Annotated in this window: 29 protein-coding genes and 1 riboswitch; of the genes, 14 read left to right on the top strand and 15 right to left on the bottom strand. The window is 66.9% G+C overall.

The annotated features are described in order from the left end of the window. Positions 1-51 precede the first annotated feature (51 nt). A complete protein-coding gene (locus AB0313_RS01820) occupies positions 52-510 on the bottom strand; it encodes a pyridoxamine 5'-phosphate oxidase family protein (protein WP_366303168.1) in 459 nt (152 codons plus the stop codon). Between the two features lie 274 nt (positions 511-784). Between AB0313_RS01820 and AB0313_RS01815 the strand changes: the two genes are divergently transcribed. After that, on the top strand, positions 785-2,443 hold the full coding sequence (locus tag AB0313_RS01815; RefSeq protein WP_366303261.1) for a GAF domain-containing sensor histidine kinase: 1,659 nt from the start codon (positions 785-787) through the stop codon (positions 2,441-2,443). 35 nt (positions 2,444-2,478) lie between these two features. On the opposite strand, the gene AB0313_RS01810 is transcribed toward AB0313_RS01815, so the two are convergent. Beyond that, positions 2,479-3,159 (bottom strand): response regulator transcription factor, encoded by a 681-nt coding sequence (locus tag AB0313_RS01810; protein ID WP_307306194.1) that lies wholly within the window; start codon positions 3,157-3,159, stop codon positions 2,479-2,481. A 277-nt stretch (positions 3,160-3,436) separates the two neighbouring features. Between AB0313_RS01810 and AB0313_RS01805 the strand changes: the two genes are divergently transcribed. After that, positions 3,437-3,916 (top strand): universal stress protein, encoded by a 480-nt coding sequence (locus tag AB0313_RS01805; RefSeq protein ID WP_366303166.1) that lies wholly within the window; start codon positions 3,437-3,439, stop codon positions 3,914-3,916. A gap of 97 nt (positions 3,917-4,013) precedes the next feature. Here AB0313_RS01805 and AB0313_RS01800 read toward each other — a convergent pair whose 3' ends face one another. The 9 genes from AB0313_RS01800 to AB0313_RS01760 all read right to left on the bottom strand — a co-directional run bounded on the left by AB0313_RS01800 (position 4,014) and on the right by AB0313_RS01760 (position 13,481). Next, entirely contained in the window at positions 4,014-4,544 is a 531-nt protein-coding gene (locus AB0313_RS01800; RefSeq protein WP_366303164.1) for a hemerythrin domain-containing protein, read from the bottom strand. Next, complete coding sequence (locus AB0313_RS01795) at positions 4,541-4,858, bottom strand: DUF3040 domain-containing protein (RefSeq protein ID WP_141941659.1); 318 nt, start codon at positions 4,856-4,858, stop codon at positions 4,541-4,543. Before AB0313_RS01795 ends, AB0313_RS01800 begins: the two co-directional genes overlap by 4 nt. 40 nt (positions 4,859-4,898) lie before the next feature. Continuing rightward, positions 4,899-5,243, bottom strand: coding sequence for an SHOCT domain-containing protein (locus AB0313_RS01790; protein ID WP_366303162.1), 345 nt, complete (start codon positions 5,241-5,243; stop codon positions 4,899-4,901). Positions 5,244-5,305: 62 nt separating this feature from the next. Further along, on the bottom strand, positions 5,306-8,086 hold the full coding sequence (locus AB0313_RS01785; protein WP_366303160.1) for an HAD-IC family P-type ATPase: 2,781 nt from the start codon (positions 8,084-8,086) through the stop codon (positions 5,306-5,308). Between the two features lie 7 nt (positions 8,087-8,093). Continuing rightward, on the bottom strand, positions 8,094-9,071 hold the full coding sequence (locus AB0313_RS01780; RefSeq protein WP_366303158.1) for a polysaccharide deacetylase family protein: 978 nt from the start codon (positions 9,069-9,071) through the stop codon (positions 8,094-8,096). Positions 9,072-9,119: 48 nt separating this feature from the next. Next, positions 9,120-9,587, bottom strand: a complete 468-nt coding sequence (locus AB0313_RS01775; protein WP_141941655.1) for a universal stress protein — start codon at positions 9,585-9,587, stop codon at positions 9,120-9,122. Positions 9,588-9,662: 75 nt separating this feature from the next. Continuing rightward, on the bottom strand, positions 9,663-11,297 hold the full coding sequence (locus AB0313_RS01770) for a DUF4389 domain-containing protein (RefSeq protein ID WP_366303156.1): 1,635 nt from the start codon (positions 11,295-11,297) through the stop codon (positions 9,663-9,665). A 65-nt stretch (positions 11,298-11,362) separates the two neighbouring features. Further along, complete coding sequence (locus tag AB0313_RS01765) at positions 11,363-12,229, bottom strand: universal stress protein (protein WP_366303154.1); 867 nt, start codon at positions 12,227-12,229, stop codon at positions 11,363-11,365. A 106-nt stretch (positions 12,230-12,335) separates the two neighbouring features. Beyond that, a complete protein-coding gene (locus AB0313_RS01760) occupies positions 12,336-13,481 on the bottom strand; it encodes an AI-2E family transporter (RefSeq protein ID WP_366303152.1) in 1,146 nt (381 codons plus the stop codon). A 128-nt stretch (positions 13,482-13,609) separates the two neighbouring features. Here AB0313_RS01760 and AB0313_RS01755 point away from each other — a divergent pair, with 128 nt between their 5' ends. The 4 genes from AB0313_RS01755 to AB0313_RS01740 are packed head-to-tail and all read left to right on the top strand — an operon-like array spanning position 13,610 to position 17,019. Beyond that, a complete protein-coding gene (locus AB0313_RS01755) occupies positions 13,610-14,044 on the top strand; it encodes a hypothetical protein (protein ID WP_366303150.1) in 435 nt (144 codons plus the stop codon). Positions 14,045-14,101: 57 nt separating this feature from the next. After that, positions 14,102-14,626, top strand: coding sequence for a DUF664 domain-containing protein (locus AB0313_RS01750; RefSeq protein WP_366303148.1), 525 nt, complete (start codon positions 14,102-14,104; stop codon positions 14,624-14,626). Continuing rightward, complete coding sequence (locus tag AB0313_RS01745; RefSeq protein ID WP_366303146.1) at positions 14,619-15,566, top strand: ribonuclease Z; 948 nt, start codon at positions 14,619-14,621, stop codon at positions 15,564-15,566. The genes AB0313_RS01750 and AB0313_RS01745 overlap by 8 nt, the downstream gene beginning before the upstream one ends. Beyond that, positions 15,550-17,019, top strand: a complete 1,470-nt coding sequence (locus AB0313_RS01740; protein ID WP_366303144.1) for a protein adenylyltransferase SelO — start codon at positions 15,550-15,552, stop codon at positions 17,017-17,019. The genes AB0313_RS01745 and AB0313_RS01740 overlap by 17 nt, the downstream gene beginning before the upstream one ends. Before the next feature lie 141 nt (positions 17,020-17,160). On the opposite strand, the gene AB0313_RS01735 is transcribed toward AB0313_RS01740, so the two are convergent. Continuing rightward, complete coding sequence (locus AB0313_RS01735; RefSeq protein WP_307306161.1) at positions 17,161-17,979, bottom strand: LysM domain-containing protein; 819 nt, start codon at positions 17,977-17,979, stop codon at positions 17,161-17,163. A gap of 3 nt (positions 17,980-17,982) precedes the next feature. Next, positions 17,983-18,152, bottom strand: a riboswitch (cyclic di-AMP (ydaO/yuaA leader). A 186-nt stretch (positions 18,153-18,338) separates the two neighbouring features. Here AB0313_RS01735 and AB0313_RS01730 point away from each other — a divergent pair. The 3 genes from AB0313_RS01730 to AB0313_RS01720 are packed head-to-tail and all read left to right on the top strand — an operon-like array spanning position 18,339 to position 19,687. Next, positions 18,339-18,698 (top strand): TraR/DksA C4-type zinc finger protein, encoded by a 360-nt coding sequence (locus AB0313_RS01730; RefSeq protein ID WP_141941642.1) that lies wholly within the window; start codon positions 18,339-18,341, stop codon positions 18,696-18,698. Beyond that, positions 18,695-19,222, top strand: a complete 528-nt coding sequence (locus AB0313_RS01725) for a DNA alkylation repair protein (RefSeq protein WP_141941640.1) — start codon at positions 18,695-18,697, stop codon at positions 19,220-19,222. The genes AB0313_RS01730 and AB0313_RS01725 overlap by 4 nt, the downstream gene beginning before the upstream one ends. A gap of 21 nt (positions 19,223-19,243) precedes the next feature. Beyond that, on the top strand, positions 19,244-19,687 hold the full coding sequence (locus AB0313_RS01720) for a DUF1810 domain-containing protein (protein WP_366303141.1): 444 nt from the start codon (positions 19,244-19,246) through the stop codon (positions 19,685-19,687). 37 nt (positions 19,688-19,724) lie between these two features. Here the strand turns inward: AB0313_RS01720 and AB0313_RS01715 are convergent, their stop codons facing one another. After that, positions 19,725-20,618: a glucose 1-dehydrogenase gene (locus AB0313_RS01715; RefSeq protein WP_307306151.1), complete on the bottom strand. Its 894-nt coding sequence runs from the start codon at positions 20,616-20,618 to the stop codon at positions 19,725-19,727. A 157-nt stretch (positions 20,619-20,775) separates the two neighbouring features. Next, positions 20,776-21,282, bottom strand: a complete 507-nt coding sequence (locus tag AB0313_RS01710) for a metallophosphoesterase (protein WP_366303139.1) — start codon at positions 21,280-21,282, stop codon at positions 20,776-20,778. Between the two features lie 73 nt (positions 21,283-21,355). On the opposite strand from AB0313_RS01710, the gene AB0313_RS01705 reads away from it, so the two are divergent. After that, entirely contained in the window at positions 21,356-21,547 is a 192-nt protein-coding gene (locus AB0313_RS01705) for a DUF1918 domain-containing protein (RefSeq protein WP_141946349.1), read from the top strand. A 32-nt stretch (positions 21,548-21,579) separates the two neighbouring features. Next, the gene (locus AB0313_RS01700; protein WP_307306147.1) at positions 21,580-22,098 is read left to right on the top strand and encodes an NUDIX hydrolase; all 519 of its coding nucleotides are present in this window, start codon (positions 21,580-21,582) and stop codon (positions 22,096-22,098) included. Here AB0313_RS01700 and AB0313_RS01695 read toward each other — a convergent pair. Next, the gene (locus AB0313_RS01695) at positions 22,095-22,772 is read right to left on the bottom strand and encodes an endonuclease/exonuclease/phosphatase family protein (RefSeq protein ID WP_141941631.1); all 678 of its coding nucleotides are present in this window, start codon (positions 22,770-22,772) and stop codon (positions 22,095-22,097) included. The genes AB0313_RS01700 and AB0313_RS01695 overlap by 4 nt on opposite strands. A gap of 157 nt (positions 22,773-22,929) precedes the next feature. Here AB0313_RS01695 and AB0313_RS01690 point away from each other — a divergent pair, with 157 nt between their 5' ends. The 3 genes from AB0313_RS01690 (at position 22,930) to AB0313_RS01680 (ending at position 26,135) form a co-directional block, all read left to right on the top strand. Further along, positions 22,930-23,733, top strand: coding sequence for a thioesterase family protein (locus AB0313_RS01690; protein WP_307306144.1), 804 nt, complete (start codon positions 22,930-22,932; stop codon positions 23,731-23,733). Between the two features lie 150 nt (positions 23,734-23,883). Beyond that, the gene (locus tag AB0313_RS01685; RefSeq protein WP_366303136.1) at positions 23,884-24,420 is read left to right on the top strand and encodes a PadR family transcriptional regulator; all 537 of its coding nucleotides are present in this window, start codon (positions 23,884-23,886) and stop codon (positions 24,418-24,420) included. Between the two features lie 5 nt (positions 24,421-24,425). Continuing rightward, positions 24,426-26,135, top strand: coding sequence for an AarF/UbiB family protein (locus AB0313_RS01680; RefSeq protein WP_307306140.1), 1,710 nt, complete (start codon positions 24,426-24,428; stop codon positions 26,133-26,135). Positions 26,136-26,209 lie beyond the last annotated feature (74 nt).

The following is a 26,209-nucleotide window of genomic DNA, read 5'->3' as shown; positions in this document are numbered from 1 at the left end:
GCTGGGGGTGAAGGTTTCGGTTCTGGCGCGGTCGGCCTGCCCGGCCCCCGCTTAGTCGGCGGAGGGCTCCCGCGGGGGCCACCAGTGGGTTGGCGCGGCGATGACGAAGCGGCGGCCACTGATCTCCCCGGGCGTGATCCTGACCAGGACGTTCTTCTGGCCGGGCTGCCACGGGGACAAGCCCGCGTCCATGGCGTCCTGGGTTTCCTCGGCATCGGTGACAACTACGGCATGCCCCTTAAGGACGACGCTCCAGGCAATGGTCCCGTACTGGTTCATTCCGTCTGCCTCTACGGCCACCGTCTTCCGCTCGGAAAGGGCGGCGAGCTTGGTTCCTTCACCGGTCCGGATCAGCAGTGTGCCGTTGGTAGCGACGAAATTCACCGGATAGTTCTCAACGGATTCCCCGTCGCTGAACGCGATCCTGCAAAGGGACGTTGACCGAAGGTACCGCCAGCAATCGTGGACCCCGAGTTCCTTGATTTCCGGTTCTGCCGCTGCACTGTTCATGGCCGTAGCCTAGGGCCGCCAGCCGCCAGGGGATAGGGAAGAAGGTCCCGCAGCCCCCTATCCCGGAAGTATTAAGGAGCATTTTGGCCCTGGCACTCCTAGACTTAGACGCAAAGCGCCTTCATGCTCTGGTGAAGGTGGATGTGGGGGCGGAGGCCGGCACTTCCGTTTCGGGATTTTGACCGTGCCAGGAATCCGCAGCGCCGCAGGTTCCTGCCGCAGGAGGTGGAACGTGAACACTGGGCGGCCCTGGCGCTCCCCGGCAACGGACGGGGTGGAAGACACTGTGGGCGGATTCACCCCCAGTGGGGACGAGCCTCTGGATACGCAGGAACGGATCAACGGCTTGCTGGCCGCGGTAGTGGCACTTGCCGAGGACTTGAGCCTTGAAGCCGTCCTGGACCGTCTTGTACGGTCCGCCTGCGTACTGGTGGGCGCAGGCTACGGTGCACTGGGGGTCATCGGCGAAGACCGGAAACTGAGCCACTTCATCACCGTAGGAATTGGCGAGGCGGGCATCCGTTCCATCGGCGACCTCCCCACGGGGCATGGTGTACTGGGCCTGTTGATCCGCGAGCCAAAGCCGCTGCGCCTCCACGACCTTGGGCAGCACCCCATAGCCTCCGGTTTTCCCCCGAACCACCCGCCTATGCGGACCTTCCTGGGCGTGCCGGTCCGTGTCAGGGACGAGGTCTTTGGAAACCTCTACCTGACAGAGAAACAAGGTGGGGAGGACTTTACCGCCGAAGACGAGGACCTTGCCGTGGCCCTGGCAGCGGCAGCAGGAGTAGCGATCCAGAACGCCCGCCTGTTTGAGGACAGCAGCCGGCGGCAGAAGTGGCTCGAGGCCGGGATGGAGCTGAGCAGCAGGTTGATCATGACGCCCCATCCCGGTGGGGCGGACAACCTGGATATTGTCGCGGAAACGGCTCTGAAGGTGTCGGATTCGGCCCTCGCTGTGGTGGCTGTGCCGGGCAGCGACGGTGTGCTCCGCTGCCGTTCCTGCCTGGGAGTGCAGGGGCTCCAGGCGGGTCAGGAGCTGATGGTGTCAACTGCCGTGTCCGGCGTCGTTGAGCGCGGGGGGTCCCTTGTGGCCAAGGACCCGCGGCAGGTCTTCGAAGATGAGGTGGCAGGCAAGCTCGGCTCGGTCCTCGTGTGCTCCCTGGGGCACGGCAGCGTCCACAACGGGGTCCTGCTGCTGGCGCGCCCCCATGGCACTGCCATGTTCACCCAATCCGAGGCGGAGTCGAGTGCCATTTTCGGGAGCCGGATCGGCCTTGCACTGGACCTGGCGCGCGTGAATGCGCTGCGCGAACAGAACCTGCTCTTCACCGATCGGGAACGGATCGCCCGCGACCTCCATGACCTGGTTATCCAGCGCCTTTTTGCTGCCGGACTGAGCATTCAAAGCCTGCGCCGTTACACCCTGGACCCGGTGGCCTACGAGCGCATCGCCGCCGTGACCGGAGAGCTCGACGAGACCATCCGCGAGCTGCGGGACACGATCTACTCGCTCCGCTCGGCAGATGAGGAACACGAACCGCTGACGGGCCGGATGCTGCGCGTGGTCCGCGAAAACTCGCGCAGTTACGCCCTGACCCCCAGGGTATCCATGGACGGCCCCGTGGATTCGATCAGCGAGGACGTTGCGGTCCACCTGTTGTCAGTGCTGTCGGAGGGGCTCAGCAACGCGCTGCGGCACTCGGGCGCGGACGAGATCGACGTCACTGTTGCCGTAGGCGCGGACGGCGGCCAGCGCGGGGACCGGGTGCAGCTCCTTATCAGCGACAATGGCAGGGGCTTCAGCGACCCTGCCCGGGTAAGCGGCCTCGCCAACATGCGCCACCGCGCTGAAATTCTGAAAGGCAGCTGCACCATCGACAGCGTGCCCGGCAGGGGTACCACCGTGGCCTGGTCCGCACCGCTCACCTGAATTCCCGGCCGGGCTCCCTGCGGTTTCCCGGGTGGTCAGGCAGTATCCGTTGAACTCTTGGTGACATAGACGGCGGCCTGGGTCCGCCGCTCGAAGCCCAGTTTGGCCAGGATGGATGAAACGTAGTTCTTCACCGTTTTTTCGGCGAGGAACAGTTCATCGCCGATCTGGCGGTTGGTCAGCCCCTGGCCGATCAGGGTCAGGACCTTCTTCTCCTGCGCGCTCAGCCCTTCCAGCCGGGGGTCCGTTGGGGCCGTGGAGAGTCCGGTGATGATCTGCTGTTCGACCCCGGGGTCGAACAGGGATTCGCCCGCGGCCGCCCTTCGGATCCCGGCCAGGAGGTCATCGCTCCTGATTTGTTTCAGGATGTATCCGGAAGCACCGGCAAGCACTGCGCCGCGGAGTGCCTGCTCGTCGTCGTAGCTCGTGAGGATCAGGCAGCGAAGGCGGGGATCGAGGGAGCGTACGTCCCGGCACACCTCAATACCCGTGCCGTCAGGAAGCCGCCCGTCGAGGATGGCGATGTCGGGGTGCAGGGCCGGGATGCGCCTGGTGGCTTCGGCAGCGGACCCGCTTTCGCCCACCACAAGGAAACCTTCGCCTTCCAGCAGGTCCTTCAACCCTTGGCGGACCAGCTCATGGTCGTCGAGGATGAATACGCGGACCGGTCCCGAAGATCCTGTTGGTTCTCCAGTCCCTGCTTCATGCTTGTGCACCGAACGCTCCCACTGTCTTCAGGATTAAAAGGACCCCGCATGGTGCGGGGCCAGCCCGGGAGGGCCTGCCCCCATTGTTCCCCGGGGAGGCGTGCGCGGGAAGGGACCAAAGTCCGCGTGCCGGCGCGCCGAGGGGGACGCGCGCTGGTTGTCCGCTTCGCAATTGCCTTGATCCGGGATGACCTTCGGCCCTATGCGCGGAAAGAGGTTCTGGTCCAAGGTGGGTCCGACGGCCGCATGTGGGAACGCAGCGACGATGCAGAGATTGGAGCCCGGCATGAACGCCCCCAAACGGCACCCCAGGATCATCGTCGGTGTGGACGGGTCTGATTCCTCCATCTCCGCGCTCCGGGTTGCCCGGGTGATGGCGGAGCCACTCTCCGCGACAGTTGAAGCCTGGGCCTGCTGGGACGTCCCGGCAGGTTACGGGGTGTACCTGGCCGTGGGAATCGAGGGTTTCAAGTATGCGGCAGAGCAGGTGCTCCAGCAGGCGCTGGCGGACGCCTTTGGGGAACTACCGTCCTTTGTTCATCCCCGGCTGGTCAGGGGGAAACCCGGTCCCGTACTGATTGACGCCAGCCGCACCGCGTCCCTGCTCATCGTGGGCAGGAGGGGCCACGGTAGTTTCGTCCCCGGTTCGGTGAGTTCAGCATGCGTCAGCCGCGCGCATTGTCCGGTGCTGGTGGTGCATGCACCCGAGGCGGACGCCGAAGCCCCGGACCAGGGCGCCCAGGTGGGCGCAGCGGTCGCACCCTGATCCATCAACCCCGGCAAGTCTCCAGGAACGAGACCCCGTCATCAGCAACGGGCCCCGCCAACCCGGTCGCCCGGCGCCGTACTGCTGCCGTTGCCTTCTAGCGCCCTTCGCGGCCCTGCCCATGGTGGCCGGAGGCGCCTTCCCCCACGAGTTCGTGGAGCCCTTCCACAGCCTGGGCGAGGGACAAATCCTTGGATTCGACGACGAACGGCATCAGCAGGCGGTTCTCCTTGTCCAGGTGCAGTGCAAAGATGCGCTGGATGGCCCCCGCGGCAACGGCGGCGGGGACACCGCCGGCCGTCCTGAGCTCCTCCACGAGGTCGACGATCACCCGGTGCTCCGCCAGCATGCCGTCCACCAGCAGTTTTGCCCCGGGCATGGCGTGCGGACCGCTGTAGAGGGAACCTTCCTCGGCAAGGGCGTGCGGCACAAGGTGGGTGTCACACCAATCGAGCAGGGCAGCGTGCGTCTTTTCCTCGCTGCCGGCGTCCTGCGCTTCCACGGCCTCTGTCAACAGTCCCACCAGCACGTTCAGTTGCCGCAGCATGTCGGCATGGTGGGTTTCAACCGCCTGCAGCGCCTGCAACTCGGCTCCGGCGTCCTTGCCGGCCGCGCCTGGCGCGTTCATTCGGTGTTGCCTTCCAGTTGGGTGGCGTGCCGGTTCATGTGCCGCAGGGACCAGCGGAGGTCCTTGACCGCCCAGTAGCCTCCTCCGTTCATGACCGCGAACCCGGCGATGCCCAGGTAAGGCGCCCGGGCTGCCAGGCCAAGGAGCAGGACACAGACGCCCGTGGCGAAGAGCACGAGTCCGCGCCTGACCCGGCTCCGGAGCGAAATCCTGAAGGCGTCGCGGCTCAGGAGGGAGGCGAGCCTGGGGTCTTCGTCCTCCAGGCCGTGGCCGATCAGTTCGAGTTCGCGTTTCTCGAATTCAGAGAGTGGCACAGCTGCACCCCATTGTCCGTTGCCTGCGGGAGCCACGGCGTCAGGTGCCCGGGTGGCCGCGCAGGACGGCCAGCCTGTTCTGGTATTCGGCGGTGTCGATCTCGCCGCGGGCGAAACGCTCAGCCAGCACGTCCTCTGCCACCCGCGGCGGCGGGGGCGCGGGGTGCGGGGACGGCGCACGCAGGGACCGGGCCAGCAGCACGATACCGGTGATGATCGCGCCCCAGACCACCACCATGCTGATGCTCATCAGGACATAGCCCCACAGGCCCATGCCGTCATTCCAGCCGTACACTTTTGCGACCTCCGGTCCAATGAAGGCGGACGCCAGCCGTCTGCTTTCCCTTTCAGTATTGGATGCGGCGAGTGCCGCCGCGAGAGTCATTGGTCCCGGATTCCGGACCCGCGGGGATACCCGGAATGTGCGGCCGCTGCGGCCCGCGGTCCTCAGAAGCCCTGCCGCCGCAAACGCTTGTCCACACCAACAACCAGCGACGCGGCCAGTGCCAGTCCAAAAATCCGCAGCCATGCGTCTGGACCGATGGGGGCTGTATGGAAGAGATCGTTCATCAGGGGTGTATAGGTAAGGGCCAGTTGCCCGGCCCCCTGCACCAACACCCCTGCCAGGAGCCAGCGGTTGCCGAAGGGTCCTGTCCGCCATGCGGGCCGGGTCAGCGACCGGCAGCTGAAGAGGTAGAAGACTTCCACGGCTACGAAGAGGTTCACGGACGAGGTGCGCGCCTCTGCCACTGTTGCTCCATTGTTGAGTTCGTGGTCGAAGAGCCACCAGGTGCCGGCGACCAGGAGGGCCGATACGAGCAGGATCCGGACGGTGAGGGCCCAGGTCAGGAGGGGGCGGCCCGGTGCCCGCGGTGGCCGCGACATCAGGCCGGGTTCCTTTGGTTCGAAGGCCAGCATCAGGCCGAGCGCCACCGCTGTGGTCATGTTGATCCAGAGGATCTGGGTGGGCAGGATGGGCAGCGCGGCACCCAGCACGATGGCAACGAGGATCACCAGTCCCTCCGCCATATTGGTGGGCAGCGTCCAAACGATGAACTTGGTCAGGTTGTCAAAGACATTGCGGCCTTCCTCGACGGCTGCCTCGATGGTGGCAAAGTCATCATCGGTCAGGACAATGTCCGAGGCCTCCTTGGCCACCTCAGTCCCGTTGCGTCCCATGGAAATGCCCACGTTCGCCTGCCGAAGGGCCGGCGCATCGTTCACACCGTCCCCGGTCATGGCGGCCACGTGCCCACGGGCCTGCAGGGCCCTGATGAGGCGCAGCTTCTGCTCCGGTGAAACACGGGCAAAAACCGTGGCCCGCTCCACCGCATCCGGGAACTCGCCGGCCGGGATGGCGTCCAACTCCTCGCCGGTGAGGGCCGTCCCGGCGGCGCTGTCAGCGGCCAGCCCCACCGCTGCAGCCACGGTCACAGCGGTCCGCACATGGTCTCCCGTGATCATTTTGACGGCAACCCCGGCCTGCTGGCACGCCTGAACGGAGGCTGCGGCCGCTTGCCTGGGCGGGTCCTGCATGGCCTGAAGTCCCGTAAAGGTCATCCGGCCCCGCAACTCCGCGGCGGCGAGGGAGCCGCCCGCCACGGGAAGGGACATGGTGGCAGTGGCAAGGACCCGCAGTCCGCTGTCCGCAAAAGCGTGTGCGGCAGTGAGCACAACATGCCTGCGGAGTGGCCTCGTGTCACCGTCCGCGCCCATTTCACCGCGACAAAGATCCAGGACCCGTTCCACGGCCCCTTTGGCGAACACAGTGCCGCCGCCGGACGGATGCGTCGAAGCATGCAGGGTTGCCATGAACTGCCGCTCCGAGGTAAACGGCAGTTCTGCTCCGCGTGGGTTGGCGGCCAGGAAATCCGACACGATGATGCCGCCCTTCCCCGCAGCCACCAGCATTGCAGCTTCCGTAGGGTCGCCCCGCACCTGCCAGGAGGATCCCTCCCGGCGGACGGCTGAGTCGTTGCAGGCCGCGCCGCCAAGCAGGCACACGCGGAGGGCCTCGTCCTCGATTTCGCGGGTCGGGGTGGCGGTGTCCACTTGCCGTTCGCCGCCTGCTGCTGCGGGCCGGATGTGTCCTTCCGGCCCGTACCCGGATCCTGTTACGTCGTATGTTCCGGAGGGGGTCCACACCGAACGGACTGTCATTTGGTTCTCGGTGAAAGTGCCCGTCTTGTCCGAGCAGATCACTGTGGTGCTGCCCAGTGTTTCCACTACCGGAAGGCGGCGCACCACGGCCCGGCGCCGCGCCATGCGTCGGACGCCGATTGCAAGCGTCACCGTCACCGCGGCGGGCAGTCCTTCGGGGATGGCTCCAACTGCCAGGGCGACGGCGGCCGTGAACATTTGTCCCGGCTGTTCGCCGCGTGCCACGCCGGCAAGGAAGGCCACGGCAGCGAGGGCCAGGATGGCCACGGTGAGCGTGTTACTGAACCGCGCGAGTTTCAGGGTCAGTGGCGTGGCCGCAGGCTGCACGGTGCCCATGAGCCGGTGGATTTCGCCAAGTTCGGTTTCCCCGCCGATGGCCACGACGATGCCTGCACCGCTGCCGGCTGTTACCAGGGTTCCGCTGTAGAGCATGTTCCTGCGGTCGGCCACGGCTGTGAGCCGGGGCAGCACTACTTCGTCCTTGGACACGGGGTCCGACTCTCCGGTCAGCGCCGATTCGTCCACCCGGAGCGCGGACAGGCGAACCAGGCGGAGGTCGGCGGGGACCTTGTCGCCGGCCCCAAGCAGGACGAGGTCGCCGGGGACCAGGTCTTCGGAGGGAACCTGCTTCCGCTCACCGCCGCGCATGACCGCGGCCCGCGTGCGGACCAGTGAATGGAGGGCATCCAGCGCAGCTTCCGCCCGTACCTCCTGGATGAAACCGATCAGTGTGTTGACCAGGACCACTGCCAGGATGACGGCGGAGTCCAGGAACTCGCCCAGGAAAACGGTAACCATTGCGGCGGCCAGCACGACATATACCAGGGGGTTGTTGAACTGGCGCCCCAGCTTGCGGGCAATGCCGGGTCCGTGCGCGCGGGGGAGCTCGTTGGCGCCGAACTGGGGCCTTCTCCGCGCCACTTCGTCCGGGCCAAGGCCCCGGGCAGCGTCGGTTCCAAGCAGGAGCACTACTTCGTGGATTGGCAACCCGTGGTGCGCGGTGTCACCGGCATTGTCCGCCCGCCTGGCTTTCGCCTGGCGGTTCCGCGTGGGCCTGGTTTTCGCCACGGTTGGCTCACCGCGCCAGCAGGGCATCGAGGGTAGTGAATCCATATCCCGCAGCCCGGATGTTGTCGATCACCTGGGGGAGGGCATCCGCGTCAAGGGTGGTCCCGTCATCCGGGTTGGAACCGATGTGCATGAGGACGATTTCCCCCGGCTGTAACCCCTCGCGGACGCGGTCGGCTACTACCTGGGCGCTGATCCCTCCACTGGTGCCTTTCCAGCCGAGTGTGTCCACGGTCCACCGGACAGCCACGTAGCCAAGGCTGTTCACTGCGGCGATCGTCCGGGCATCCCGCTCACCGAACGGGAAGCGGAACAACGGCCTGGGATCGGCGCCCGCCGCAAGGATGGCCTGCTCCGCACCGCGCACCTGTTGGGCGATCTGGTCGTTGCTCAAGCCCGTGAATCCGGGGTGGGTCATGGAGTGGTTGGCCACGCGGTGCCCGGCTGCGGCGATCTGTGCCACGGCCGCCTGGTTGTTGGCGACCCAGTTGCCCGTCAGGAAGAAGGTTCCCGTGACGCCTTTGGCGGAGAGGGTGGAGAGGATTTTTGGCAGTCCTGCCGCATTCGCGCCGGCATCAAAGGTCAGTGCAACCACGCGGCCGGCCGCCGGAATGGCGGTCAGGTCCTGGCCGCGGAGGGATTCCGGAAACGGTGCCGGTTGCGGGGGAGTGCCCGGCGCCGGCGGCTGGGGCGGAATATCTGTGGGCTCCGGTTCCGTAAGGGGCGGCACCGTAACCGGGGGCTGGACGGGGGTTTCCCCTGCTTCGGGAGTGTCCGTCACCTGCAGCGGCACGGAAGCACCGGGGCTGGGAGTGGTGGTCTGGCCGCCCCGTGCTGAGGGTGAAACGGCGGATGGAGACGGCGCGCCCGACGGCGGACCGGCAGTCCGTCCCGGAAGCAGCAGGGCGAGGGCAACGGCGACCACCACCAGGGCGCCAGCGAGCGCGAGGGCTGGCGCCCGCCGTCGTCCAGCACTGGCCGGCACCGTGCTCACCTGCCCCGGACATCGGTAGCTCTTGCCGCCTGGGGCCGCTTAGGAACCCCTGGCCGGTTCGAAACCGTCCTCGGGGGTGTGCACCACCAGGACGGGGCAGTGGGCGTGCGCGACGATGGCGGAGCTCACCGAGCCCAGGAGCAGGCCACCGAATCCACCGTGCCCGCGGCGCCCCACCACGATCATGTCTGCCTCGCGGCTGGCGTCGATCAGGGCCTCACGGGGATGGCTGCGGATGAGCGTGGAGGTGACGTTGGCCGGCGTCTCGGCTCCGAAAGCCTGCGCGACGGCCTCTTCCAGGACCTTCCTGGCACCTTCTTCGAAGCCCTCGATGCCCATCATGACGTAGCCGCTGTACATCTGCGGGTACTCCCAGCAGGCAACCGCCTGCACCTTGGCCCCCAGCGGAGTGGCAAGCCGTTGGGCCTGGCGGAGTGCCTCCACCGATGCTTCGGATCCGTCCACGCCCACCACGATCCTGGCTATTGGTGCCCCGGCGATGCTCATGTCTGCTCCCTCGGTAGGACCGCGCTGTCATGGCCCATCATGCCCGGGTGCCCGCAGCCGGGCTAGGGCCGAAGGTCACGGGGCACCTGCGGGAGGGGTGCGGCCCGGCGGTGACCCTGTTGGCGGGGCACTTGCGGGCGGGGCAGCCGCCGGGGGAGCGGCCTCCGCCGGCCACACGGGTTCGGCCGGCCCCTGGTCGAGCCGGAACGGCGGATACTCATCCCGCATCAGCGCTGTATACACCAGCACCCGGTAGATCCAGCGGTCGATGCCAAGGATGAAGTCGAACAGCGGCCGCTGGTAGCGGCCGGTGAACAGCAGGATGACTGCCGCGATCAGGACCAGGAGTCCCAGCAGGGACGGCCCGGCGTCCTGGACATAGGTTGTTCCGTCGACGTTCGTGTCCGCGCGCCACCTCCACGTGGTGTTGGTAAACGCTGCGATCAGCAGAAGGTGTGGAATGGACAGCAGCCACCATTTCACCAGGACCAGGCCGCGGGAGAGCCGCTCCGGATAGTCCACATCAAAATCTGCGGGGTAGGCGGTGCGTTTGAGGGTGAAGGGCGGGTACAGGTCGGTGCCCACGGCAGCGTACGCGTAGAACGCCACCCGCCAGTTCCACCGCATCACGCCTACGTTGAAGTCAAAGAGCGCCCTTGGATACCGGCCCGTAAACAGGACGGCGAACCCGGCCACGATGGTTGTGATGACGAACGCGAACCAAAGGAAGAACAGGAGGATGAAATGCGGTATCGCCAGGAACCATTTGACCAGCCACATCCACCGTGAGAGTCCTGGGTCGAGCTCACCGAAAAGCCTCGCAGGGTAGGGGGCAGGGCCGCCGGGGACAGGGATAAAGGGCTGGGTCGGCGGGATGGGCGCGGTCCCGGGCGTTGACCCGGACTGGTCCCACCCGCCTGCCGGTGCTCGCTGCTGATGACCCGGAGCCGGATACGCCGGAGCCGGATACGCCGGACCAGGATACGTTGCGCCCGGATAGGTTGGGCCTCCCGTTGGCGGTCCCCCAACGGGAGGCTGTGCGTGCCTGCCCAGTCCTGCCGCGCCGACAATGATGAGCGGTATGCCAATCACCAGGGCAATGGCCCCGCCCACCAGCAGGGCAATTGCTGCAGGGCGGATGAGGTCGGAACGGAAGCCTGCCTGCGCCTGGACGTCAATGCCGGGAGAAGCGTCCGCGTTCATGACCACCACTTCCCACGCGCCGGGGGTGATACTCCAGGTAAGCTCCTGTTCCCCGGTACCTGAGACGGATGCCGTCCAGAAGCCCTGGCCGGCCGGTGGCCCCGGCGGGTTGCCGCCGGGCACGTCGCGGTAGTCAGCGCGGAAAGGCCGCTGCCGGATATTGAGCAATTCCGAGTGGTGCACGCCGGACAGGTACTGTTCGACGTCGGACTGCCGGCCGATGCCGACGAACACTGGTTTGTCCGGCACCACCGGCGCAACCCGCAGCCTGAGGGTGCCGATATCGAACGGGACCCTTCCCGGGACGTCCTCGCCCATGGCGCCGGCCCGCGGCGACGTCAGGGCAAAGGAGTTGACGGAGAAGCGTGACGTGCCGGAGGTCAGGTAACCGTCACCCTGGACCGACCCCACCGCGGATGCCACGGCACCGCCCGCCAAAGCGGCCAGCCCGGGAAGCGTGATGAGGATCCCGAGGATCAGCATGATGATGGCGGCGGGTTTCTTCATGGCGTCCTGACCTTCCGCGGCGGAGTTCGCAAAGGCGTGGCAACGGGAACGGCAGGCGGACCGGCCTAGATGGTGTTGAGTGCTTCGTCAGTCCGCGTGATGACGGTGGGGCAGGGAAGGTGCCTCAGGACCCCGTGTGCAGTGGAACCGAGCAGCAGGCGCTTGAAGGCCCCCCTGCCGCGGCTGCCCACCACCAGCAGCCGCGCCCCGGCGGCAGCCTGGACGAGCGCGTCCACCGCGCCTCGTTCGGTTTCAAGCCGCTGGTGCACGGTCAGGTCCGGGTAGTCTTCCTTGAGCCCGGCGACAGTCTCGGAGAGCACCACCCGTTCCTCGTCCACGATGGCCTCCGCGAGGGCGCCAGGTGTCAGGCCGGCGTCGACTATGGGATTCGGGGCATTCACGGCGTAGACAACGGTGAGTTCATCGCCTTCCCGGTCCGCTTCGGCGGCCGCGAAGGCGACGGCCTGCGTGGCCTCGGCGGACCCGTCAACGCCCACCACAACCCCGGTCCGGCCTTCCAGGTCCTGGGTGCCAACGACGGCGACCGGCACCTTGGCAGCCGTGGCCACCTGGAGCGCACGGTCGGCGAGGGTACCCCCGAAGTGCCCGCTGCCGGAGCCAATGACCATCATCGAGGTCTTCTTGGAATATTTTGCCAGCGACCCTCCCACACTGCCGGTCAGCAGTTCTGTGTCAGGCGTGATGGGCACGGTCCCGTCGAGGCGGCCGGCGGCGGTCTTGAGGAGTTCTTCGCCGGCCTGCTGGAGGGTTCCGAACCAGGGGTACGGTTCAGAAACCCACCGGTTGTCCACCACGTGGAGGATCACCAGCGGCAGCCCCGCGCGGTGTGCGCGGCGGGCTGCCCAGAGGACGGCGGCCTGGCTCGGTGCTGAGTCGTCGGTGCCAACAGCGATGGGTTTCCGGGATGTCATGGCCGCACTTCCTGCTCGTTTGGGGAACTGGCTTCCTGCCTTTCAAGAGTGGCCCCCGGGACAAGGGCACTGTAGGGCCAAAGGTCACAGAAGCGCTGTTCAGGCTCTATTCCCCGGGCATTGCCGGTGCGATGGGCTCCGGGCCGGGCGTGTCCTTTTCGGCAATGGTCTTGAAGATGGTCCACCCGACGGCCGCCAGGGGGACCGCCAGCAGCGCCCCGATGACGCCGGCCAGCGTTGCCCCCGCCGCCAGGGCAAGGATGATGACCAGCCCGTGGATCCGCAGGACCCTGCCCATGAAGAGCGGTTGGAGGATGTGGTGCTCGAACTGGTTGGCGGCAACCAGGAGCACCAATACAATAAGCGCGGGAACAGGTCCGTTCTCCACAAGAGCCACCAGCACAGCGAGGCTCCCCGCAGAGGTGGCACCAATGATGGGTATGAACCCGCCCAGGAAGACCACTGCGGCCAGGGGGACCGCAAGCGGGACCTGCAGGATCAGGAGGCCCACCAGGATGATCACGGCGTCAATGGCGGCAATGATGAGGGTCCCGCGGACGTAGCCGCCCAGCACCACGATGCTGCGTTCGGCGGCCAGGTGGGCCTTGCCCTGGCGGCTCCCGGGCAGGAAACCAAACAGGAAGGACCGGATCTTTTCGCCGTCCTTTAGGAAGAAGAAAAGGATCACTGCCGTCAGGATGGATCCAGCAACGATTTCACCGGCAGTCTGCAGCCCGGTCAGCGCGTCGGCACCCAATGTACCTCCGGCGAGGAACTTCTGGAACTCGCTGCGGGCGGCGTCTATCTGGGCATTCGTCAGGGCGACGGGTCCGGTGGTGATGAATTGCTGCAACTGGGCGATCCCTGCTTCTGCCCGGGCGGCGAGGACGGAAGCCTGCTGCCTTACCAGGGCGACGATGCCGCCCACCACGCCGGAAGCAACGGCCACGATCACCAGGAAGGACGACAGTACGGCGAGCGCCCGCGGCCATCCGTGCGTCGACAGCCACCGGACCGCGGGAGCCATTGCCGAGGCCAGGATCAGGGCGACCAGGACAGGGATGGTGACCAGCGGAACCCGCGTGGCTGCCACCACCACTACCCAGGCAAGCGCCAGCACGCTGAGCGTCTGGATCGCGCGGATGCTCGCCCGCCCCAGGCCGTCCAGCCAGAGGCCGGACATCCGGGCAGCGACAGACCGGGGCACGGACGGCTCCGCCGCGGGGCCGTCCGGTGCAGCGTTTCGTTCCATGGTGTTCTCCTTAGTTGCCTGTGAGCGTCGAATCAGCTTCCTTCCTTTCTTACCCCAGTGATTCCCATCCATCCCCATTGGTCAGTATGCTTACTATTGTCAGCCTTACGGTCAACGAGAAAGGCAGCATGATGACTGAACAGAACGTTCCCGACGATGACCTCGAAGTTGTGCAGGAAAACGACGTGCTTCTCGATGAAACTCCGGGCGCCGCGTCCTCCTTCGAACTTGACCCTGTATCCGGCGAACCTGACAACTACCCCGGCGCTGCCGAGAACAACCCCGACCGCTGGCAGGAAGATCCGCTGCTGCAGGACGAGGGCATTTCGGGTGAAGAGGAGGATTTCCTGAGCGACCAGACGCTGCGGGACGAAACAGCCCGGGCCCGTTACCGCTCAGGCGATGAACAGGTGCCGCCGGACGCCCCCACGCTGGGGGAAGCAGCGGCCGACGTCGACTTTGGTGAAGCGCCGGCAGGCCTGGGAGCGGATGCCAGCGACGACGAGGAAAACTTCGGCGGCTCTCCGCTCAGCGAGTTCGAGCCTGACGATCTGGAACACTAGCGGCCCAGTCAGGGGACGCGGGCACGAGGCGGCCGCGGAGGCCGTGGGAGGACACACATGCACTCCAAGGAACTGCTGCTGGAAGCCTTCGGCCGGCTCCCCGGGCTTGTCCGGCATACTCTGGAGGGGCTCAACGAGGCGGACCTGCAGCGTCGCCCCGCCGGCAACGGCAACTCCATCGCGTGGCTGATATGGCATACGGCCCGGGTGGAAGATGCCCAGGTTGCCTCCGCTGCAGGGATGGAACAGGTATGGAAAGCCGGCGGGTTCCAATCCCGCTTCGACCTTCCCCTGGCTGACAGTGACACCGGTTACGGGCACTCGAGCCGCCAGGTGGACGCTGTCCGCGCCCCCGCGGAACTCCTGCTGGAGTATTACCAGGCGGTCCACCGGCAGACCGCCGGGGTCCTGGAGGGGACGGATGATCCGGACCTCGACCGGGTCATCGACAGGCATTGGGATCCACCGGTCACCCTTGGCGTGCGGCTGGTCAGCATTTTGGGGGACTGCCTCCAGCATCTCGGCCAGGCCGCCTACGTCAAAGGGCTGCACGCCGGAACGGCGGGCGCCGGCGGTGCGTGAACTCGTGGTCCTGGGCACCGCGTCCCAGGTTCCCACCCGGACCCGGAACCACAACGGTTACTTCCTGGGCTGGGACGGCCAGGGGCTGCTGTTCGACCCCGGCGAGGGAACCCAGCGCCAGATGATCCACGCCGGGGTGGCCGCCGGCGACATTACCCGGATCTGCCTTACCCACGTGCACGGGGACCACTGTTTCGGCCTGCCCGGCGTCCTCTCGCGGATGGCACTGGATGGCGTGGAACACCCCGTCCACCTGCACTATCCGGCCACCGGGGACCAGGTGGTCCGGGCCCTCATAGCCGTCAGTGCGCCCGGCGTCGACCTCCGGCTGCACCCGCATGCCGGGAGCGGGCCTGTTGCCGAGGGCCTGGAGATCCGGCCCCTGAAACACCGGATCGAGACATATGGCTACCTGCTCACCGAGCCGGACGGCCGCACCTTCCTGCCTGACCGGCTCAAGGCGGCAGGAATCCAGGGGCCGGACGTTGGACGGCTGCAGCGCCAGGGCACGATGGGTGCGGTCAGCGTGGCCGACGTGAGCATCCCCAGGCCGGGCCAGCGCTTTGGCTTCATCATGGACACCGCGCCCTGCCCGGGCGCAGAGGAACTGGCAGACGGCACCGACCTGCTGGTCACTGAGTCAACGTTCAGCGACGACGACGGCGGGCTGGCGCAGCAATACCTGCACCTTACGGCCGGGCAGGCAGGGGAGCTCGCGGCGTCCGGGAAGTCGCGGACCCTGGTGCTCACGCATTTCTCGTCACGGTACGGCGACGACGCCACTTTTCTTGCAGGGCAGGCAAGGGCCCGTGCCCCCGGCACGACGGTCATTGCCGCCAAGGACCTGGACCGCATTCCCGTTCCCCGGCGGCGGCAACCAGTTGGGGAGTCTGCGCGACCAGCGACGGCGATAGGGTTAAAGCATGACGGCAGCAGCTGAATCCACCGTGGCTTTTGACGGCCGCTTCGCCCGGGAACTGACGGAGCTGGCCGTTCCCTGGCAGGCCGAGGAAGCGCCCGGCCCCGAGCTCCTGGTCCTGAATGAGACGCTCGCCCATGACCTGGGCCTGGACCCGGAATACCTGCGCAGTCCCGAGGGCGTGCGGCTCCTGGTCGGCAACCATGTACCGCCCGGTGCCACCCCCGTCGCGCAAGCCTACGCCGGGCACCAATTCGGCGGTTACTCGCCCCTGCTCGGTGACGGACGCGCACTCCTCCTGGGTGAGCTCACGGACCGCAGCGGCCGTCTCCTCGACATCCATCTCAAAGGTTCGGGGCGCACGCCTTTCGCCCGCGCCGGGGACGGCCGGGCCGTCGTCGGACCCATGCTGCGTGAGTACCTGGTCAGTGAGGCCATGCACGCACTGAACATTCCCACCACCCGCTCGCTCGCCGTCGTGGCCACCGGGCGCCAGGTACGGCGCGAGGGCATGCTGCCCGGCGCCGTGCTGGCCCGGGCCGCAGCCAGCCACCTGCGCGTGGGCAGCTTCCAGTACGCCCGGGCCACGGAAAACCTGGACCTCCTGAAGAGGCTGGCCGACCACGCCATCAGCCGGCACTACCCGCGCGCCGCCCACGCGGAAAATCCCTACCTGGCATTGTTCGGTTCCGTCGTCTCAGCGCAGGCTGAACTGGTGGCACAGTGGATGCTGGCCGGATTCGTCCACGGCGTCATGAACACGGACAACATGACCATCTCCGGGGAGACCATCGACTACGGCCCCTGCGCCTTCATGGACACCTTCAATCCCGCAGCCGTCTACAGTTCCATCGACGTCAGCGGCCGCTATGCCTACGCCAACCAGCCTGTGCTGGCCGAATGGAACCTTGCCAGGCTTGCCGAGGCAATGCTGCCGCTCATCGACGAGGACCAGGAAAAGGCGGTGGCCCCGGCCGTCGAGGTACTGGGCGGTTTCCGCGGACACTACAGCAAGGCGTGGTCCAGCGGCATGGGGAAGAAGCTGGGCCTGGAGCACGCCAGGGAGGACCACCCGGACGCCGTCTCGGGACTCATTGATGACGCCATTGCCATCCTCCAGGACGGCCCGGTGGACTACACCAGCTTCTTCCGGAACCTTGGCAACGCGGCAAGGGGCGATCTCCGTCCGGTCCGCGGCATGGTGCTTGACCTGGCAGCCTTCGACGCGTGGGCGCAAAGGTGGCAGGAGCTCAGGCCCGACGCCGGGTTGATGGACAGCGTAAACCCCGCTTACATCCCCAGGAACCATCTCGTGGAGGAGGCTTTGTCCGCCGCCACTGCCGGAGACCTGGCACCCCTGCAGCAGCTGCTGGATGCCGTCAGCAATCCCTTCACCGAGCGGCCCGGGCTGGAACACTACATGGAAGGGCCGCCGGAAGACTTTGGCAAATACATGACGTTCTGCGGAACCTGAGGTTCCCCCGCGCACCTGCCTTGAGGCCTGGCTGCAGGTGGCGGCCGGATGGCAAACGACAGGAGGGCGGCGGCCGGATACACCGGACGCCGCCCTCCTGCTCTGGCCGGACCTCCTGGGAGGCGGCCGCCTGCCCGCAGGTTAGGCTACGCGGACCACGGAGTAGCCGCTGAGCCAGCTGATGGGGTGGACCTGCGTGGTGTAGCCGTTGACGCCGCCGCTGACAACCTGGCCGGCACCAGCGTAGACACCAACGTGGCCGGAGGTGATGATCAAGTCGCCGGGCGCCGGGCTGCCTACCACGGTGCCGTATTGGAAGAACTGCGTGGGGGCGAGGTCGCCAACGCTCTTGCCGACCGAACGCAGGGCCTTTTCCACCATGGCGGTGCAGTCCTGGTTCACACCGATCTGGCTGTAAGCGGACGCCAGGATGGCAGCGCCGGTTCCGGTTCCGGTGGTGGCGGACGCGTAGGACATGTTCATGCCGGTGTTCGCGGGGGCCGTGGCCGCCGCAGCCTGGACGGGAGCTGCTGCGGGGGCGGGAGCCGGTGCGGCGGTGTAACCGGCGCCGGGAATCCGGATCTGGTCGCCCGGGTAGATGATCGAGGACAGTCCCAGTCCGTTGGCGGACAGGACGTCGTTCAGGCTGACGCCGTAGGCCGTCGCGATGGCACCCAGGGTGTCTCCGGAAACAACAGTGTGGATGGTGCCCGTGGCCGCGGCGGGGGCAGCGGGCGCGGAGTATGCCTGGACATTGGTCTTCTCAGTGGTATCCGGACCGGTCACACCGGCGTGGGCCGGGGCGCCGACGCCGAAGGCAATGCCGGAGGCTGCTGCAACGGCGAGTGCGGGACGGCCCAGCGAGCGGGCCTGGGACCTGGCTGTCACGGCGATGCCTTCGAGCGCAATGGAGCGGGCCGGAGTCGCGCGGTGACGGGCGGTAGTGGAATTTTTTGACACGGTTGATCGCCTCTCCCATGCCTGCGGGGTGAGCTGTCGGGTTCGGGCTGGAGATACCCGGCCGGAGTGACTCCGCGATGGACGGAGGCGCTGTCGACTTAACCCCAAGGCCGCAAGTGGCCGTGGAAACTTGGTTCCCCCGTCCCTGCCAGCTGGAGCGGTTGAATCCCATGGTCAGCGGCAGGGCTCGGCATGCTGACGGGAATGTCCCGTCTGAGAGGGACACCAAAAGACCATAACCCGCGCTCGGACTAATTGTCACATTTGGATAACATACGAGTTTCTCCTCTCGGATTGAGCAATCGAATGGATGGCGTGTACCCCTGAACCGGCACTGACGGACGCGCTAGGCTTTCCCCATGCCAGATTTCGACCGGTTCCGCGCGCTGCTCGAGGAGGAGCGGGAGCGGCGGATGGCGCTGCTGCCGGCGCTGCGGGCCGACATCGAGGCGGCTAATTCAGCCCGCCAGGACTCCAATGTGGACGACGAACACGATCCGGAAGGCGCCACGATAGCCTTCGAGTTGTCGCAGGCCGCGGCGCTCCTGAAGCAAAGCTCAGCTGGCCTTGACCAGATCGAGGCGGCCCTGGCCCGGTTGGCCGCGGGCACCTACGGAACCTGCGCCGAGTGCGGGGAGCCCATCGCGGAAGGCAGGCTGGAGGCCCGGCCGTGGACTCCGTTTTGCATCCGGCATGCCTCCTCAGGGCGCGGGCGATGACCGCTGCGGACGTCGTTTCCGCGGCGGCGGAGTTTGTTGACCGGACCCTTCGGAACGAGGGCGCCTGGTATCGGGCGGACGACGTCGGAGCCCGGCTGGGCGGGGCGCTGGCCTCCTACGGATCTTCCGTGGGGGCCGTCCGCGGCACGGTTCGGGACGCGCTGCGCAAGTTCAAGGACCTTGACCACGATGGAACGGTGATGCTGGCCTCCGCCCTGTGGGGGCAGCCGCGACCAGGCTCCCGTCCCGTGTTCGAGCGGCGCCTGGCCGCCGTGGTGCTGCTGCAGTCAAGGGTGCGGCTGCTCCGGCATTCGGATTTGACCCGGCTGGAAGGGTTCCTTCGGTCTGCCCAGGCAACCGACCTGACGGAGCCCTTGCTTGCCGATGTCCTGGCTCCGCTGTTGGCCGGGCTCGGGGAGCGGGACCGCCAGCGGGCCGGCGTTGTCCTGGCCCGGTGGCGCGGCGATCCCGACCCCCAGCTGCAGGCAGCGGCCGCTGCCCTTGAAAAAGATTTGGCGCTTTAACAATGAACCCAGGAGATCCCTATGTATGAGCCCTTTGACCTTGAACGTTATGTCGCCGCCCAAAACAGCGGCGGAACCTATGAGCAGGCGCTGGGGGAGCTTCAAGTCGGCCGCAAGTCCGGGCACTGGATGTGGTTCATCTTTCCGCAGATCGCCGGGCTGGGGCAGAGTGCCACCTCCCGCAAATACGCCATCTCCTCGCTGGCCGAGGCCCGCGCCTACCTGGACCATGAAGTCCTGGGGCCGCGACTCCTGGAATGCGCGCTGGTCCTGGCCAACCATGCTGAACAGTCGGCCGACGAGATTTTTGGCGGCATCGACGCCAAGAAGCTGCGGTCGTCCATGACACTGTTCCTCCGGGCCGCGCCCGGAGAAACAGTGTTCAAGACCGTCCTGGCCCAGTTCTTCGACGGCGAGCCGGACCCTTCCACCGACGAGCTCCTGGCCGGCCAGGAAGCCGGGTGACGCCTGCCGGCGGGGCCAGCCGGGCCCGTGGATGTTGCTAGGGCGTGGGGCTGCCGCCGTTGACGTTCAGCGTCTCGCCCACCACGTAGCTTGACTCAGGCGAGGCCAGGAAGACGTACGCGGGTGCCAGTTCGGCCGGCTGGCCTGCACGGCCCAGGGGAGTGGACTGCCCAAACTCCGGCAGTTCCTCCTTTGGCTGCCCGCTGCTGACCTGCAGCGGTGTCCAGATCGGCCCCGGAGCCACTGCGTTCACCCGGATTCCCTTGGGCGCCAGCTGCTGGGCCAGGCCCTTCGTGAAGTTGTTGATGCTGGCCTTGGTGGTGGCGTAATCCACCAGCGTGGGCGAGGGGTTGTATGCCTGGATGGACGTGGTGTTGATTATGGTCGAGCCAGCCGGCATGTGCGGGACGGCGGCCTTGGTCACCCAGAACATGGCGTAGACATTTGTCTTCAGGGTGTGGTCGAACTGCTCGTCGGTAATATCCTGCAGATCCTCCTGGGCCACCTGCTTGCCGGCATTGTTGACCAGGATGTCCACCCCGCCCAGGACGGCCACAGCGGTGTCCACCAGGTCCCGGCACGCCGCAGGGTCCTTGAGGTCGCCCGGCGCCTTGACGGCCTTGCGGCCGGCCGCCTCGATGAGCCCGGCAATGCGCGAGGCGTCCTCCTCTTCCTGCGGCAGGTAGGAAAGCACGACGTCGGCGCCTTCCCTGGCGAAGGCAATGGCCGTTGCGGCGCCGATCCCGGAGTCCGCGCCGGTCACAATGGCGCGGCGGCCTTCCAGCCGGCCGGTGCCGCGGTAGGTTTCTTCGCCCAGGTCGGCCTTGGGTTGCAGTCCCGCGTCGAGGCCCGGTTCGGGCTGGTGCTGCTTGGGCGGGGAGATCTTTTCGTAGGCAGTTACGGGATTGCGGAAGGTGTACTGGTCAGTCATGGTGGTCCTCCTGTTCGTGCGGACTCGGGCTTCTTCGTCGCCCCGGAACTGAAGCATCCTGCGGTCAAACCGCCACAGCCTGGAAGCTAAGCATGCTTATGGTTCCCAGCCTAGGCAATGGATACCGCCCTGCCAAGCGGCCGCGGGCACTGGCGCGTCAGCCCTGCCGGACTCCCACCAGCCTGACGTCAGTCAACCGGCCGGCGTCTACCGCAGCCTCCATGAACGTGCAGGAGGGCTGGCGGCGGCGGTCCGTGGGGGAACCAGGGTTCAGCAGGCGCAGGCCGCGCGGCGAGACCGTGTCCCAGGGGATGTGGCTATGGCCGAACACCAACACATCGGCATCGGGGTAGAGTGCTTCGCACCGAAGTTCGCGGCCCTTGGCCTGGCCGGTCTCATGGACCATCGCAAAGCGGACTCCGGCCAGAGTGACGGTTGCCGTTTCGGGCAGGCGCCGGCGTAATTCAGGGCCGTCGTTATTGCCATGGACGGCCAGCAGCCGCTTGCTCCGGCGTTCGAATTGGTCCAGCAGCGCTGCCTCCACCCAGTCGCCGGCGTGGAAGACCACGTCGGCCTTTTCGACGGCGGACCACACCTGTTCCGGCAGGTCCCGGGCGCGTTTGGGTACATGGGTGTCGGCGAGCAGCAGGAGGTTCAACGGCATACCGGAATCCTGCCATGCGGCCCTTTTCCGGCGCGTCCGCGAGCCGTACCCTTGGGGCGTGGAGGTGATTGCCATGGAGGCAGCCCAAGGTGACCGGATCGTGGTGCGCGGCAGGAATGTGGGGTCCGCAGACCGGCACGGGGTGATCCTGGAGGTGCGGGGTCCGGGTGGTGGGCCGCCCTATCTTGTCCGGTTCGACGACGGCCACGAAACTGTCATGTATCCCGGCGGTGATTTCGCCGTCGACCACGGGCAGGGCACCTGACGTCCCGCCGCTTCACCTGTCAAACTGGGGCAATGGACCATTTCCCTACCTCCAGCCTGTCTTCCACTCCGCCGCAGCGGACCGGCCCCCGCGATCCCGGCGATGCCTGGGTGGAAGGCGAGCGCGGCCGGTTCTGGGGCAGGTTTGGCGCGGCCGGCGTCCTGGCCTGGGATCCGGCCAGGGGAGTCCTCCTGCAGCACCGCGCCGTATGGAGCCATAACGGCGGAACCTGGGGCCTGCCCGGCGGTGCGCTGCACGAAGGTGAGGAAGCGGTTGAGGGCGCCCTCCGGGAAGCCCGGGAGGAGGCTGCCGTCCCGTCGGAGAGCGTGGAGGTGCTGTTCACCTCGGTGCTGGACCATGGGTACTGGTCCTACACCACGGTGGTGGTTCAGGTGCAGGAATCCTTCGACCCCGTCATCAGCGATCCCGAGAGTATCGCCCTGCTCTGGGTTCCGGTTGCCGAGGTGGATTCCCTGGACCTGCATCCCGGTTTCGCGGCAGCGTGGCCGGACCTGCTGGTGGCGCTGGACGGGCTGGCGGAGCCCCGCTAGTAGCCCTCGCCGTATTCGGCGCTCACCAGGATGGGCAGATGGTCTGAGTTGCCGCGCGGCAGGGTTTCCACGCTCGCAATGTCGAGGCCCAGCGAGGTGGCGAAGTCGAAGTGGCCCTTGAACACCTTGTACCGCGTATAGGTGCGGCGGTTGCTCAGGGAGAGGGCATAGCCGGAGTTCTTCATGTGCATATCGAGGTTCTTGGTGAAGAACGGGTAGTTGAAGTCGCCCACCATGAGGGTCATCAGGCCCCTGCCCATGCTGAGCAGTTCTGCGTGCGCTGCATGGATCTGCTTGCGCCGCAGCGAGTTGGAGGCCGTCAGCGGCGCGGCATGGAATGAACCGATAACCAGCTCATGCTGGGTTTCATTGTCCACCACCCTGGTGCCGATAAGCCGCTCGTGGGCCGGGGCCAGCACCCGGTCATGCATGGATTTCTTCAGGGCAAAGGACTGCGTGTCCAGCGCCGTGAACCGGCTGGTCCGGTAGTAGATGGCCAATCCCAGCCGGTTGCCCTTGGTGGCGTCCGCCAGGTGAAGCGGGCCCAGGGTTTCCGGGAGGTCGCTGGCATCCACCTCCTGGAGGCACAGCGCATCGATGTCATGGTTCCGGGCCAGGGCGAGAAGCTCGCCGCTGGCCTTGTGCTTGCGTAGGTTGTAGCTGATGACGCGCATGAAACACCTCTTTTGAGGGTTGCCGACAGGACCAGTTCCTTACTCTAGTCCGATTGCCACCCGCACCCTCCAACATTTCGTGTGCCGTCCCGGCGTGCCGTCCACCGCGAAGGATAGAGTTAGTGGCAATTCACTGAACTTCCGTAAGGGGCCAGCTTTGACCGCAGACCTGCCCGAACTCGCCGAGGGCAACTTCTACTACCAGGACCTGGGCGGCGGCCGGTTCCGGTCCACCATCCACGCGCAGGGCGCCTGGAATGTCCACGAGCAGCACATGGCTCCGGCATCCGGCCTCCTGGCAGACCTTTTGGAACGGCACCAGCCCAGGGATGACATGCGGATGGCCCGCATCAGCTACGAAATCCTTGGCCTGATCCCCGGCGGCGACTTCCGGATCGACACCGCCACGCTGCGGGCCGGCCGCACCATCGAACTGGTGCAGGCCGAGCTGGTGGCGGGCGGGAGGACGGCGATCCGTGCCACCGGCTGGCGCATGCTCACGAGCGACACCAGTGAGGTTGCCGCCGTCGAGGACGCAGCGATACCCGGCCCTGACGAATGCAAGCCCTATGACGGTTCCGCCGTCTGGCCCGGCGGCTACATCCGGTCCCTCGAGATGCGGGTGGCCGAAGGGCACCGGCCGGGTGCGGGAAAAGTGTGGCTCCGCACCGAACACCCGCTGACCAGCACCGCGGACAGCGGCGACTTTGCCCGCCTGATGGGCCTGGTGGACACCGCCAACGGCATCGCCGCGCGGGTCCCTCCGGGCAAAGACAGCTACGCATTTCCCAACCTGGACCTCCAGGTCCACATGTACCGCCGCCCCCAGGGGGAGTGGCTGGGACTGGACAACGCAGTGTCGTTCGGCAGCGACGGGATCGGCCTCACCTCGACTGTGCTGCACGACCGGCAGGGTCCGTTCGGCCGCGCGGAACAGATCCTCACCCTGCGCAGGACCTGAGGCTTCGGGGAATCCTGCACTTCGCGGCAGCCGGCCGCGCCGGCAGTTACCGCGCCTGCTGCAGGTCTCCCGGTCCCCTTCCGGCTCTGGTGCCGTCCTGTATCGCTGAGTATCGTTGTATATCGTTCGCGATTGACGAAGGAGTTCATCATGCGTGCTTCACACCCTGCAGGTGCTTTTGGCGGAAGCAACCTCGAAGGAATGTGGCAGGCCGTCGAAGAGCTGCGTTCGCGCTTCGAGAAGCGGGCCGGTACCCGGGCCGGGAAAGGCGAGGTCCGGGCCGCAGTGCTGGCCCTGCTTGCTGAACGGCCCATGCACGGGTACCAGGTCATCCGGGAGATCGAGGAGCGCAGCGGCGGCAGCTGGAAGCCAAGCGCGGGCTCCGTCTATCCCACGCTGCAGCTGCTCGCCGATGAAGGAACCATCAGCGCCGAGGAATCCAACGGCCGCAAGATCTACTCGCTGACCGAAGCCGGACGCGAGGAGGTGGCTGCCCACCATGGTGCTGCCCCTTGGGATCCGGAAACTACGACGGCCGGCACTGCTTCCCTCCCAAGGGCCGGAATGGAGCTGGCGCAGGCCGCGGCGCAGGTTGGCCGTACCGGGTCACCGGACCAGGTGCGGCAGGCGGTGGCGGTGCTGGACGAGGCCCGCCGCCGGCTGTATGGCATCCTTGCCCAGGACTGAAGCGGGTGGCGTCGACCGTCCAGGAGGGGAATGAGCGGCCGATCCCCGTGCGGGAGCACCGTGGGCGCTACCGGCGGATCCTGCGGTTCGCAGCCTGGCACCTCGCCACCACCTGGTGGTTCGAGCTGTTCCTGCCCCGGATTGGACTGGGCCGGATAGCCGCGCAGACCCGCTCCCGGAGGATGCGGCGTTTCGCCCAGAGGTTCCACGACCTCGCGGTGGAACTTGGCGGCCTGATGATCAAGGTGGGCCAGTTCCTGTCCTCGAGGCTCGATGTCCTCCCGCCGGAGATCACCAAGGAACTCGAAGGGCTGCAGGACGAGGTCCCCCCGGTGGCTTTTCCGGCGATCTCCGCACTGGCGGCGCAGGAACTTGGGACTCCACTGGCGCGCGTCTTCGACTCCGTGGACCAGACGCCCATCGCGGCAGCTTCGCTGGGCCAGGCCCATCGGGCCCACCTGAATCCAATGGACGCCGCTGACACGGGACTTGGGGCGGTGGTGGTCAAGGTTCAGCGGCCGGGCATCGGCGCCGTCGTCGACGTCGACCTCGCTGCCCTCCGGAAGGTCGCAGGCTGGCTCAGCCACGTCCGGCTCGTGTCCCGCCGCGCCGACATGCCGGCGCTGGTGGAGGAATTTGCCCAAACCAGCCTTGCGGAAATCGACTACCTCCAGGAGGCCGTCAACGCAGAGCGTTTCGCGGCGGACTTCGCCGGCGACGGGCGCGTGGCGGTACCGTCCGTGGTCTGGGAACGGACCACGCGCCGGGTACTCACCCTCGAAGACGTCACGGCCATCAAGATCACCGACGTCCACGCACTGCGTGCCGCCGGCATCGACCCTGCGCAGGTTGCCCCCGCGTTCGCGGCCATCATGTTCGACCAGCTCTTCACCAACGGCTTCTTCCATGCCGATCCGCACCCCGGGAACATCTTCGTCACCCCGGCCACGGCAGGAACAGGGGAACTGCCCTGGAAACTGACGTTCATCGATTTCGGCATGATGGGCGAGGTGACCGCCTCCACCCGCAGCGGCCTGCGGAAGCTGGTGATTGCTGCAGCCGCCCGCGACGGCAAGGGACTCGTGGCGGCCATCAATGACGTAGGCGTGCTGATGCCGTCGGCTGACAGTGCGGCGCTGGAGCGGGCCATGACGCAGCTCTTTGCCCGTTTTGGCGGCATGGGCTTCGCCGAACTGCGCGAAGTGGACCCGCGGGAGTTCCGCGACTTTGCGGTGGAGTTCGGTGACGTGGTCCGCTCCCTGCCGTTCCAGCTTCCCGAGAACTTCCTGCTCATCATCCGGGCCATGTCGCTGACGTCCGGCGTTTGCAGTGCCCTGGACGAGCGGTTCAACCTTTGGGATTCGGTGGAACCGTATGCGGCGCAATTGCTGCGCGACGAACGCGGCAACCTGGTGCAGGATGTGGCGCGCCAGGCCCTCGACGCTGCAGGTGTTGCCCTGCGCCTGCCGGGAAGGCTTGACGCCCTTGCCGCCCGTATGGAGGAGGGGTCACTGCAGGTTGCCGTCCCGCGGCTGGAGCGCCAGGCCGCCCGCGTGGAAAAGGCCGTACGACGCTCCGCTTCCGCCGTTGTCTTCGGTTCCCTGCTGGTCGCCGGTGCCATCGTGCGCGCCGATGACCTGGTGCTGGGCAATGTGCTGATGGCTGTCTCCGCAGTCCCTTTACTGCATGCGCTGTGGGTAGGGCGCCGGCGTTAAGGCTGCTGCCGACGTCGGGCGTAACCTAGGTGAGGCCTCTCCGGCCGCCACCGTCGAACCTGCCGGCACTGAAC

The sequence above is a fragment of the Pseudarthrobacter sp. NPDC080039 genome (genome assembly GCF_040702335.1).
Lineage (GTDB): Bacteria > Actinomycetota > Actinomycetes > Actinomycetales > Micrococcaceae > Arthrobacter > Arthrobacter enclensis_A.
Note: the sequence above shows the minus strand (reverse complement) of the source record. Positions and strands in the feature narration are given on the sequence as shown.

Excerpts from the sequence above, each read along its gene's own strand:
- AB0313_RS01725 (WP_141941640.1), top strand. The coding sequence starts at position 18,695 with ATGACCGCTGCGGACGTCGTTTCCGCGGCGGCGGAGTTTGTTGACCGG.
- AB0313_RS01765 (WP_366303154.1), bottom strand. The coding sequence starts at position 12,229 with ATGACATCCCGGAAACCCATCGCTGTTGGCACCGACGACTCAGCACCG.
- AB0313_RS01695 (WP_141941631.1), bottom strand. The coding sequence starts at position 22,772 with ATGCGCGTCATCAGCTACAACCTACGCAAGCACAAGGCCAGCGGCGAG.
- AB0313_RS01770 (WP_366303156.1), bottom strand. The coding sequence starts at position 11,297 with ATGAAGAAACCCGCCGCCATCATCATGCTGATCCTCGGGATCCTCATC.
- AB0313_RS01705 (WP_141946349.1), top strand. The coding sequence starts at position 21,356 with ATGGAGGCAGCCCAAGGTGACCGGATCGTGGTGCGCGGCAGGAATGTG.
- AB0313_RS01700 (WP_307306147.1), top strand. The coding sequence starts at position 21,580 with ATGGACCATTTCCCTACCTCCAGCCTGTCTTCCACTCCGCCGCAGCGG.
- AB0313_RS01820 (WP_366303168.1), bottom strand. The coding sequence starts at position 510 with ATGAACAGTGCAGCGGCAGAACCGGAAATCAAGGAACTCGGGGTCCAC.
- AB0313_RS01720 (WP_366303141.1), top strand. The coding sequence starts at position 19,244 with ATGTATGAGCCCTTTGACCTTGAACGTTATGTCGCCGCCCAAAACAGC.
- AB0313_RS01730 (WP_141941642.1), top strand. The coding sequence starts at position 18,339 with ATGCCAGATTTCGACCGGTTCCGCGCGCTGCTCGAGGAGGAGCGGGAG.
- AB0313_RS01790 (WP_366303162.1), bottom strand. The coding sequence starts at position 5,243 with ATGACTCTCGCGGCGGCACTCGCCGCATCCAATACTGAAAGGGAAAGC.
- AB0313_RS01755 (WP_366303150.1), top strand. The coding sequence starts at position 13,610 with ATGATGACTGAACAGAACGTTCCCGACGATGACCTCGAAGTTGTGCAG.
- AB0313_RS01775 (WP_141941655.1), bottom strand. The coding sequence starts at position 9,587 with ATGAGCATCGCCGGGGCACCAATAGCCAGGATCGTGGTGGGCGTGGAC.
- AB0313_RS01715 (WP_307306151.1), bottom strand. The coding sequence starts at position 20,618 with ATGACTGACCAGTACACCTTCCGCAATCCCGTAACTGCCTACGAAAAG.
- AB0313_RS01805 (WP_366303166.1), top strand. The coding sequence starts at position 3,437 with ATGAACGCCCCCAAACGGCACCCCAGGATCATCGTCGGTGTGGACGGG.
- AB0313_RS01750 (WP_366303148.1), top strand. The coding sequence starts at position 14,102 with ATGCACTCCAAGGAACTGCTGCTGGAAGCCTTCGGCCGGCTCCCCGGG.
- AB0313_RS01740 (WP_366303144.1), top strand. The coding sequence starts at position 15,550 with ATGACGGCAGCAGCTGAATCCACCGTGGCTTTTGACGGCCGCTTCGCC.
- AB0313_RS01710 (WP_366303139.1), bottom strand. The coding sequence starts at position 21,282 with ATGCCGTTGAACCTCCTGCTGCTCGCCGACACCCATGTACCCAAACGC.
- AB0313_RS01800 (WP_366303164.1), bottom strand. The coding sequence starts at position 4,544 with ATGAACGCGCCAGGCGCGGCCGGCAAGGACGCCGGAGCCGAGTTGCAG.
- AB0313_RS01685 (WP_366303136.1), top strand. The coding sequence starts at position 23,884 with ATGCGTGCTTCACACCCTGCAGGTGCTTTTGGCGGAAGCAACCTCGAA.
- AB0313_RS01760 (WP_366303152.1), bottom strand. The coding sequence starts at position 13,481 with ATGGAACGAAACGCTGCACCGGACGGCCCCGCGGCGGAGCCGTCCGTG.